Consider the following 9,438-nt stretch of genomic DNA (forward strand, 5'->3'; position numbering starts at 1 on the left):
CAAGCGGCCTGATGTTTGTCTTGCATGTCGCCCTGCAAGGCTGCCTGCGCGGCGGCGGGGTCGTGTTCGGGCTCACCGCCGATACGGGTGGCCACATCCGCTACCTGCTCGATCTGGTGGCTGCCTCGTCCCAGGATGCCGGGATCGCGCGGATCGTGATCGCGACGCGCCTGTTTCATGGCGCGCTCGGCCCGGATTACGCCGTGCCCGAAGAGCGCATCTCCGACAAGGTCACGCTCGTGCGGCTCCCGAGCGCGTCACCGGATTACCGCGTGAAGGAGGCGATGCACGCGGAGGTCGACAGCTTCGCGCGCAACCTCATGGACTGGATCGCGGCGCAGCCTCAGCCGCCCGACCTCATCCACGCCCACTACGCCGATGCCGCTTCGGTGGCGACGCTCATCGAGGATGCCCTCGGCATTCCCTTCGTGTTCACGGCCCATTCCCTCGGGCGGGTCAAGGCCGCGATGCTCGGCCACGGCGCCGAAGCCTGCCCTGATCTCGCGCGCCGCATCGCCGCCGAGGAGGGCGCACTCGCGCGCGCGCGTCTCGTCGTCGCCTCGTCCCGCGACGAGGCGGAGGTGCAGTATGCCGGGTATGCGGCCTACGATCCGGGACGCATCCGCGTCCTGCCGCCGGGCAGCGACCTGGCCCGGTTCGCGGCGGCCGAACCCCTGCCGCGCGTGGATGCCACCATCGACCGCTTCCTGCACGAGCCGGGCAAGCCGGCGCTGCTGGCCCTCGCCCGCCCGGTGGCGCGCAAGAACCTCGGCGCCCTGGTGCGGGCCTACGGCGAGAGCCCCGCCCTGCAGGCGCGGGCCAACCTCGTCCTGATGGCCGGGACCCGCGAGGACATCGACGCCCTCGACGGCGACATGGCCGGCACCATGCGGGAGATCCTGGTGCTGATCGACCGCTACGACCTCTACGGGCGGGTGGCCTATCCCAAGACCCACGGGCCGGAGGACGTTCCGGCCCTCTACGCCTATGCCCGCACGCGGGGCGGCCTCTTCGTCAATCCCGCCCTCAACGAGCCCTTCGGCCTGACCCTCCTGGAGGCTTCGGCCGCGGGCCTGCCGCTGGTGGCCACCGACAGCGGCGGCCCCAACGACATCGTGGAGACCTGCGGCAACGGGCTCCTCGTCGATCCGCGCACCCCCGACGCCATCGCGGCGGCGTGCCTGCGCATCCTGGACGATCCCACCCTCTATGCCCGCTGCGTGGCGGGGGGCGCCCGCGCGGCCGCCGCCTATGACTGGGACCGGCACGCCGCGCGCTACCACGACCTGCTGCGGGCGCTGTGCGTCCCGACCCCGCCGCTGGCGGATGCGCGGCAACTCCTCGTCTGCGACATCGACAACACGCTGGTGGGCTGCGAGGCGGCCCTCGGCATCTTCCGGCGCTGGCGCAGCCGGCAGGCGGGTCTCGCCTTCGGAGTCGCCACCGGCCGCTCGTTCCACAGCGCCATGGCGATCCTGGAGCAGCAGGCCAGCCCGCGCCCGCAGGTGATGATCACCTCGGTGGGATCGGAAATCTACCACCTCGACCCCAACGGCGTGACCTACACGGCCGATGCCGCCTGGCGCGCCACCGTGTCGGCGGGCTGGGACCGGGCGGGCGTGCACGCGGCGCTCTCCGATCTCGACGGCCTGGTGCCCCAGGGGCCCCTGGAGCAGCGCGGGCACAAGCTCAGCTATTTCGGGGATGCGGCGACCGCCCAGAGGGTCCGCGCGGCCCTCGTGCGTGCGGGACTCGCCGCGAACGTGATCCACAGCCACGGCCTCTACCTCGACGTCCTGCCGGAGGCGGCCTCGAAGGGCACGGCGGTGGGCCATGTCCGGGCCCTCTACGGCCTGCCGGAGCGGGCCGTGTTCGTGGCCGGCGATTCGGGCAACGACGTCGAGATGCTGCGCGCTCAGGCGCAGGCGATCATCGTGGCCAACTACTCCGATGATCTCGCCAGCAACGCCGCCCTGCAGCACTCCTACGTGGCCCGGGCCTCGCACGCCCGCGGCATCATCGAGGGCGTCGGCCATTTCCGCCGGATGCTGGCCGATGCCGGCTGATCCGTCCGCCGGGTCCTCCGCCGGACCCTCCGCAGATCCTGGCGCCAGCGTCCTCACCCTGGTGCGCGGCCGGGCCGACCGCCTGCGCAACCTCATGGCCGGGCTGGCGCGCCAGTCCGTGCGCCCGCGCGAACTGGTGATCGCCTGGATGCAGCCGGACCGCGCGCCCGACCTGCCGGATCCGGGCTGTCCCGTGCGCCACCGCCACGTGGCGGGGGAACCGATGCCCCTCGCCGCCGCCCGCAACTGCGCGGCCGAGGCCGCCACGGGCGATCTCCTGATCTTCCTCGACGTGGACTGCATCCCCTCCCCCACCGTCGTGGAGGCCTACCGGCATGCGGCCCGGGAAACCGACGGCCTGTTCCTCGGCGAGGTCCTGTACCTGCCCACGGGGCTGAGCCCGGAGGCGGCCGCCGACGAAGCGGCCCTCGCCCGGCTCGGCCGGGCCCATCCGGCCCGCCCCGCGATCCCGCCGGACGCCTTGCGCCGAGAGGCCGATCCCGGCCAGCTCTGGGGGCTGTCCTTCGCGCTCCCGGCCCGGTCCTGGCGCGCCGTCGGCGGCATGGACGAGGCCTATCGCGGCTATGGCGGCGAGGAGACGGACCTCGCCGCGCGCCTGGCCGCCTCCGGGTTGCCGACCTACTGGGTCGGGGGCGCCCGGGCCTACCACCAGCATCATCCCGTCCACGTGCCGCCGCTGCAGCACTTCGACGCCATCCTGGCCAACGCCGCCCGCTTCCGGAACACGCACGGGCGCTGGTGCATGACCTACTGGCTCGGCCAGTTCCGGGACGCCGGGCTGATCGACTGGGCCGACGACGCCCCCGCGATCCGGGTCCTGCGCCGGCCGGGGGTTCCCGAGATCGCCGCCGCCCTGAAGCCCGACGCCCTGTTCTCCTGACGGATCGCGAACCCGACAGCCATGACGAAACCCATTGCGTTCTTCGTCCATCACCAGGGACGGGGCCACGCCAACCGCACGATGGCGGTGGCCGCCGCGTTCGCCCGGGACCGGCCCGTCTCCGTGCTCACCGCGGGCCCGCAACTCTTCGACGGGTTCTCCCGCGACATCGAGATCGTGCCGCTGCCCGACATGATCGGCGCCGAGGTGCCGACGCCGCGCCTCTACGCGGAGCCGACGCCCCAGGTCATGCACTGCGTGCCGCTGGGCCTCACCCCGATGCGCCGGACCATGCGGCGCATCCTCGACCATCTCGACGAGCGCGACGTCGGCCTGTTCGTGGTCGACGTCTCGGCGGAGATCGCGCTGCTGGCGCGCATCGCCAGCGTGCCGGCGGTGCAGATCCGGATGCATGGCGACCGCGCCGACATCGGCCATGTGGGCGCCTACGAGGCCTGCGTCGGCATGCTGGCCCCCTTCGACGCCCGCCTGGAGCAGGACGACTACCCGGCCGCCCTGCGGGCCAAGACCTTCTACAGCGGCGGCCTCTGCACCAGCGTCGACCGGGTGCCGGATCGGGCCGAGGCCCGTGAGCGGCTCGGCCTCGACCCGGACCGCGAGATCGTCGTCGCGGTGACCGGGGGCGGGGGCAGCGGCACGCCCTACGCGCCCCTGACGGTGGCCGCCCGGGCCGCCCCCGAGGCCCTGTGGCTGACCCTGGGGCCGACCCATCGCGAGGGCCACGAGACCGATTTTTCCAACCTGCGCGAACTCGGCTGGGTGCCCTCGGTGACCGACTACCTCGCCGCCGCCGACATCGTGGTGGCCTCCGCCGGCGACAACACCGTCCACGAGGTCGCCCGCGTGGGCGGACGCCTGATCGTGATGCCCGAATGGCGCTATTTCGGCGAGCAGACCCGCAAGGCCGAGGCCCTGGTCCGCCTCGGCGCCGCCGTCCAGGCCCCCGTCTGGCCCGGCGATCTCCAGGGCTGGCGCGACCTCCTCGCCCGGGCCCGCGCCCTCGACACCGCCCCCCTGCGCAGCCTCTACGCGCCGGACGCCGCCGCCCGCGCCGCGGGCTGGCTCGAGGGCCTGACCGACGAACTCTGGCACGGCGCGGCGGAGCCCGTCCCCCTCACGCCCGCCGCCCGCACGGTCGCCGCCGCCGGCTGACCGCCCGCTTCTCCCACGCTCGAACCTCCCGGAGCCAGACCGCCCCATGTCCACCGTTTCCGTCGTGACCCTGGCCAAGGGACGGCCGGCGCACCTGCGCAACGTGCTCATCGGCCTGGAGCGCCAGACGCAGGTCCCCGCCGAGTTCATCGTGGCGGTGATGCAGGACGCGCCCTACGACCTGCCCGAGGTCGCCTTCCCAGTCCGCCAGATCCGGGTGCCGGGCACCGACTTGCCGCTGGCGGCAGCGCGGAACCGCGGGGTGGCGGCGGCCGGCGGCGACGCCGTCGTCTTCCTCGACGTCGACTGCATCCCGGCCCCCGACCTCGTGGCCGACTACGCGCGTGGCCTCGACGCACTCGACGGCCTGCTGATGGGCGAGGTCCTCCACCTGCCCGAGCGCGCCACCGCGGGGGACTGGACCTGCGAGGACTTCGCGAAGGTCGCCGAGCGCCATTCCGACCGCCGCGGTCCCCCGGCCTCCGGTCTCGAGATTTGCCCGGATTACCGCTGCTTCTGGTCCCTGAACTTCGCCATCCGGCGCGCCACCTTCCTGGCCACGGGCGGCTTCGATGAGCGCTACACCGGCTATGGCGGCGAGGACACGGATTTCGGCAAGGTCCTCGACCAGGCCGGCATCCCCATCGCCTGGATGAAGGGCGGGCTGGCCTATCACCAGTACCACCCCCATCACATGCCGCCGGTCCACCACCTCGACAGCGTGGTGCGCAACGCCGAGCTGTTCGAGGCCAAGTGGGGCTACCGCACGATGGGCCACTGGCTCTACGCCTTCAAGGTGATGGGGCTGATCGACGACACCCCCGACCGGCCGATCCGCATCCTGCGTCGCCCGGAGGCCGGCGACTTCGCGCTCACCGGCCAGCAGAGTCACCAGCCCTACAGCAATTCGGCCTCCGTCATCCGCTACTTCGAGGCCCAGGCGGCCGCCGCGGCGGCGACGGCGTGAGGATCGCGCTCCTCGCCCATCTGCGCCATCCGGTGGCGCGGCCCTTCGCGGGCGGCATGGAGGCCCAGTGCTGGGCGCTGGCCGACGGGTTGACGGCGCGGGGACACGAGGTCGTCCTCTTCGCCGCCGGGGACAGCGACCCGCGCTTCCCCGTCGATCCGGTGATCCCGGTCCACCACGAGCGCAGCTTCCCGGGCCTGGAACATCGGGGCGATGCCGGGCTCAAGGCCCACGTGGATGGCGGATACGCCGCCGCCTGCGACCGGATCGCGGCCGGGGGCTTCGACGTGCTGCACAACAATTCCCTGAGCCGCCTGCCCCTGGAGCGCCGGCGTCTCGCGGAGGTGCCCACCGTCACGTCGCTGCACGTGCCGCCCTACGACGCCCTGCGCTGGTTCGTGGCGGACAGCCTGGTGCCCGGGCACCGGATCACCGTGACCTCGGAGGCCCAGCGCGGAACCTGGTGGCCCGAGGGCGCGCCGCCGGAGGTGTCCGTGCTCCACAACGGCGTCGATCCCGCGGCCTGGCCCTTTCGGGACCGGGGCGACGGCGGCGCCGTCTGGTCCGGGCGCATCGCACCCATCAAGGGCACGCATTGCGCCGTCGCGGCAGCCCGGCAGGCCGGTCTTCCCCTCACCCTCTTCGGCCCGATCGAGGACCGGGCCTACTGGGAGGCGCAGATTGCCCCGCAGCTCGGCGGGGCGATCCGCTACGGCGGCCATCTCTCCGGCGAGGCCCTGGCGGACGAGATCGGCCGCGCCTCCGTCTTCCTGTTCACGCCCTGCTGGGACGAGCCCTTCGGCCTCGTGGCCATCGAGGCGATGGCCTGCGGCGTGCCGGTGGCGGGCCTTGCCAGGGGGGCGGCCGCGGAGGTGGTCGGCGAGGCCGGACATCTCGCGCCGCCGGACGACGGGCCGGCCCTCGCCCGGGCGATCGGCGAGGCCCTCGCGATTCCGCGCACGGTCCCGCACGCGCGGGTGCTGCGCCTGTTCACCCGCGATCGCTGGCTGACGCGCTGCGAGGAGCTCTACGCGCATGCGCACCGCGCCGCCCATGACTGACGTCCCCAGACGCATCCGATCCCCGGGCGGGCGCGACCCGCAGCGCGAGCCGACACCATGAGCCGTCCCCCGACGACCCGCCGCGCCCTCCTCGAGGCCCTCTGGCACGGCCGCGATCCCTTCGCGAACCCGCCGGCCACCCTGCGTCCCCTGGACCTCCAGGGCTGGCGCAGCGTCCACCCCTATCTCGACGACGCCGTCAGGGCGTTCCGCCCCGAGGTGGTCGTGGAGATCGGCGCCTGGAAGGGCGCCAGCACCCTGCACCTGGCCCGATCCCTGGCGGCGCACGGCGTCGACGGGACCGTCATCGCGGTCGATACCTGGCTCGGTGCCGTCGACCATTGGGCCGACGCGGACCTGTTCGCCGAACTCGCCACCGAGCACGGCTACCCGAGCCTGTACCGCACCTTCCTGGCCAACGTGCTGCGCGAGGGGCTCGCGGACCGGGTCCTGCCCCTTCCGCTGGACTCGGTGAACGCCGCCGAACTGTTGCGCCTGCGCGGCGTGACCGCGGATGTCATCCATCTCGACGCGGGTCACGAGGAGGCCTCCGTGGCGGCGGATCTCCGGGCCTGGTGGCCGGTCCTGCGCCCGGGCGGCCTCCTCATCGCCGACGATTACGACAGCCTGGGAGGCCGCTTCCCCGGTGTGACCCGCGCGGTCGACGCGTTCTGCGCCGAGGCACGGGTGCAGGGTCCCTGGGCCCAAGGGGGGAAGTGCAAGTTTCTCAAGCCGATCTGAGGCGCCGCCGAGCGGCGTCCGGAAGCGCCGCTCGGCGGGACGCGCCGGTCGGAGACCCGGACAGATCAGCCGGATCGCGTTCGCCCCGATGGCCGCGATCCCCTGGCCGCGATTCCCTGGCCGCGATCTCTTCGCGGGGTCCACGCCCGGTCCGGCCCCGCGCGGCGTGACGGGCGGCGCGCCGGCCGACGCAGCCCAAGCCCGCGATGTCGCACGCTGCAACCGGAACGGGTTCGGCGACTTGTCCGGCCGGGCGCGACGACGCCTGCCAGGAGAGACGCCAGCCATGCCCGGAACCGAGATCCGCCTCGCCCTCGACGCGATCCCGATGGGAGGCATGACGGAGGGCGCGGCCGGGGACGAGAAGGTGCTGTTCGTGCGCGACGCCTCCGGCGTGCGGGCGTTCCAGGCCAAGTGCCCGCATCTCGGGGCGCCGCTCGCCAAGGGCGAGATCTGCGGCGGACGCCTCTACTGCCCCTGGCACAAGGCCGCCTTCGCGCTGGCCGACGGGAGCCTGGAGGAGCCGCCGGCCCTCGAGTCCCTGACGCGCTACCCCGTCCGCATCGAGGGGTCCGACGCCGTCGCGACCCTGACGCCGGAGCCGGCGCCGATGCAGACGGCGCACACGCCCGTGGCGCGCGTGCTCATCGTGGGCGCGGGCGCGGCGGCCGTCGCCTGCGTGAAGACCCTGCGCCGCGAAGGCTATGACGGCCACATCACCCTGGTCGGCCGCGAGGCCCACCCGCCCTACGACCGGACCAAGCTCTCGAAGCAGTTCCTGGCCAAGCCGACCCCGCCGGAGAAGGTGCTGATCGAGCCCGACTTCGCGCAGGCCAACAGGGTCGAGCGTGTCACCGGGGACGTCACCCGGGTCGATCCCGCCCGGCGCGCCGTCACCCTGGCGGACGGCCGGACCTTGGAGGCCGACGCGATCCTGGTCGCCACCGGGAGCCGGGCGGTGATGCCGGACTTCCCCGGCAAGGACCTCGGCGGGGTCTTCACCCTGCGCAGCCTCGACGACGCGGTCCGGGTGAGCGAGGCGGCAGGCGAGGCCAAATCCGTCGTCGTCGTGGGCGCCGGGTTCATCGGCCTGGAGGCCGCCGCGTTTCTCACCAAGCGCGGGCTGTCCGTCACCGTGCTGGCGCGCGAGGACATCCCCTTCGCCAAGCGCTTCGGCGAGGCGGTGGGCGCGGCGCTGAAGCGGTACCATGCCGGCAACGGCGTCACCTTCGAGACCGGCTCCGTCGCCAGGATCGCCGGCACCGACCGCGTCGAAGCGGTCGAGACGGAGGACGGACGACGCCTTCCGGCCGACATCGTCCTCGTCGGCGCGGGCGCCAGGCCGGAGACCGGCCTGATCGGGGGCGTCACCCCCGACGAGGATGGCGGCCTCGCGGTCGGCGGCGACCTCAAGCTCGCGGAGGGCGTCTGGATCGCGGGCGACATCGCCGCATTCCCGGAGACGGCGAGCGGCGAGACCGCGCGGATCGAGCATTGGCGCCTCGCGCAGCAACACGGCACGCATGTGGCCCATGCCATCCTCGGCCGGGGTGGCGCGTTCACGGGCGTGCCGTTCTTCTGGAGCAACCAGGGCGACAAGCGGCTCGATTACGGCGGCTATGCCAAGGGTTTCGACCGGATCGTCCTGCAGGGCGACCCCGCCGCCCTCGATTTCATTGCCTACTACGTCAAGGGCGATCGGGTGACCGCCGCCTGCAGCATCGGCCGCAACAAGGCCTTCACCGCCTTCCTGCATCTGCTCGGCCTCGGGCGCCTGCCCTCGGCGGCCGAGATCGAGGCCGGGGCGGACCTGCCCGCCCTCGCGACATCGAGCCCCTAGGCGCGGGGCTCCGTCCGCGAGAATGGCGGGTCTGCGCCGTTCTCCAGGACCGTGAAGGGGCGTCAGGACCGCGAAGGGGCGTGTCGCACTTCATGCGGGAGATCGCAGACGGCGAACGGCGGGTCCGACGCGCGACGGGGCGCCGGCGAGACCGAAGCTCTTGCTCAGCCGAAGCTCTTGCACAGCCGGAACTCTCGCACACCCGGAACTCTCGCACACCCGGAACTCTCGCACACCCGGAACTCTCGCACACCCGGAACTCTTGCGCAGCCGCATCTGGGCTCGAAGCCCGCGATGGTCCGCCTGGCCGTGCGGAAGAGCGGAAAGCCGCCGACGCGCAGCTTGGTCGTCGCGACCCGGACCTGTTCGTTTTCGATCCCCGGCTGCAGGTGTGCGATCCCACAGGCGGTGGGGCATCGGCCAAGAGGCCGCCGCGCTTGGTGGCGACGGTGGCGGGCGGATGGGGGCTCGTGCCATCCGGGCCGCTCCGGTCAGGGGCGAGCAGCGGCGGCTCGGCGCTCAGCTTCTGGACGACGCGCTGGGCCGCGCCGCGGTCACGGTGATCCGTCGGCAGGGAGTCGACACGTCCGGCACTTCGTCCACGTGCCAAGGCTCGCGATGCAGCCAAACGAAAGCGCCCCGAGGATCTCTCCTCGAGGCGCGTGACGACGAAAGCGGCCAGATGATCG

At 73.2% G+C, this 9,438-nt stretch carries 7 protein-coding genes; all 7 read left to right on the forward strand.

Features of this window, described 5'->3' with window-relative positions:
* The first annotated feature begins 11 nt into the window (after positions 1-11).
* A complete protein-coding gene (locus ASF18_RS22235; RefSeq protein ID WP_056355454.1) occupies positions 12-2,066 on the forward strand; it encodes an HAD-IIB family hydrolase in 2,055 nt (684 codons plus the stop codon).
* The gene (locus ASF18_RS22240) at positions 2,056-2,967 is read left to right on the forward strand and encodes a galactosyltransferase-related protein (protein ID WP_056355457.1); all 912 of its coding nucleotides are present in this window, start codon (positions 2,056-2,058) and stop codon (positions 2,965-2,967) included. The genes ASF18_RS22235 and ASF18_RS22240 overlap by 11 nt, the downstream gene beginning before the upstream one ends.
* A 21-nt stretch (positions 2,968-2,988) precedes the next feature.
* The gene (locus ASF18_RS22245; RefSeq protein WP_056277059.1) at positions 2,989-4,140 is read left to right on the forward strand and encodes a glycosyltransferase; all 1,152 of its coding nucleotides are present in this window, start codon (positions 2,989-2,991) and stop codon (positions 4,138-4,140) included.
* Between the two features lie 46 nt (positions 4,141-4,186).
* Positions 4,187-5,107 carry a galactosyltransferase-related protein gene (locus ASF18_RS22250; RefSeq protein ID WP_056355459.1) on the forward strand — a complete coding sequence of 307 codons (921 nt, stop codon included), beginning with the start codon at positions 4,187-4,189 and terminating at the stop codon, positions 5,105-5,107.
* On the forward strand, positions 5,104-6,168 hold the full coding sequence (locus tag ASF18_RS22255; RefSeq protein WP_056277065.1) for a glycosyltransferase: 1,065 nt from the start codon (positions 5,104-5,106) through the stop codon (positions 6,166-6,168). The genes ASF18_RS22250 and ASF18_RS22255 overlap by 4 nt, the downstream gene beginning before the upstream one ends.
* Positions 6,169-6,225: 57 nt before the next feature.
* The gene (locus ASF18_RS22260; RefSeq protein ID WP_056277067.1) at positions 6,226-6,909 is read left to right on the forward strand and encodes a class I SAM-dependent methyltransferase; all 684 of its coding nucleotides are present in this window, start codon (positions 6,226-6,228) and stop codon (positions 6,907-6,909) included.
* Positions 6,910-7,195: 286 nt separating this feature from the next.
* Complete coding sequence (locus ASF18_RS22265; protein WP_056355462.1) at positions 7,196-8,749, forward strand: FAD-dependent oxidoreductase; 1,554 nt, start codon at positions 7,196-7,198, stop codon at positions 8,747-8,749.
* The last annotated feature ends 689 nt before the right edge of the window (positions 8,750-9,438 follow it).

The sequence above is a fragment of the Methylobacterium sp. Leaf89 genome (genome assembly GCF_001422215.1).
GTDB lineage: Bacteria > Pseudomonadota > Alphaproteobacteria > Rhizobiales > Beijerinckiaceae > Methylobacterium.